Origin of the sequence: Streptomyces narbonensis (assembly GCF_014649015.1) — a bacterium.
Taxonomy (GTDB): domain Bacteria; phylum Actinomycetota; class Actinomycetes; order Streptomycetales; family Streptomycetaceae; genus Streptomyces; species Streptomyces narbonensis.
Genome location: NZ_BMSF01000184.1, coordinates 1 through 542 on the forward strand (window position 1 = coordinate 1; position 542 = coordinate 542).

At 26.8% G+C, this 542-nt stretch carries 1 pseudogene; it reads left to right on the forward strand.

Features of this window, described 5'->3' with window-relative positions:
• Positions 1–542, forward strand: a pseudogene (locus IE124_RS34455) (hypothetical protein); the annotation flags it as partial.

A 542-nucleotide genomic window follows, 5' to 3' on the forward strand; every position in this document is an offset into this window, starting at 1 on the left:
TTAAATAGTATGATAAATTATATTAATAATTCTTATCTTGTTAAAGATAATCTCATTAATAATTATAGTAATTATAAAAATACTATCCCAAAAAATTATGAAAAACTTTTTCCTGGTAAAAAATATTTAGAGAGAAAGATACGATCTGCAGTAAGATGGAATACTATTGCTTTAATAATTAGAGCCAATAAAAAACATAATTTAGGTGGACATATTTCAAGTTATATGTCAAGTTGTACGTTATATGAAGTTGGATTTAATCATTTTTTTAGAGGAAAAAATAATTTTTTTAAAGGAGATTTAATATATTTTCAAGGACATATTGCCCCAGGAATCTATGCAAGGTCATATTTGGAAAGTCGGATTACAGAAAAACAATTAGATAATTTTAGGAAAGAAATAAAAGGAAAAGGTTTATCCTCATATCCGCATCCATATTTAATGCCAAGTTATTGGGAATTTCCAACAGTTTCAATGGGTTTGGGACCTATTCAAGCTATATATCAAGCCAGGTTAATGAAGTATATGCATTCTCGTGGAAT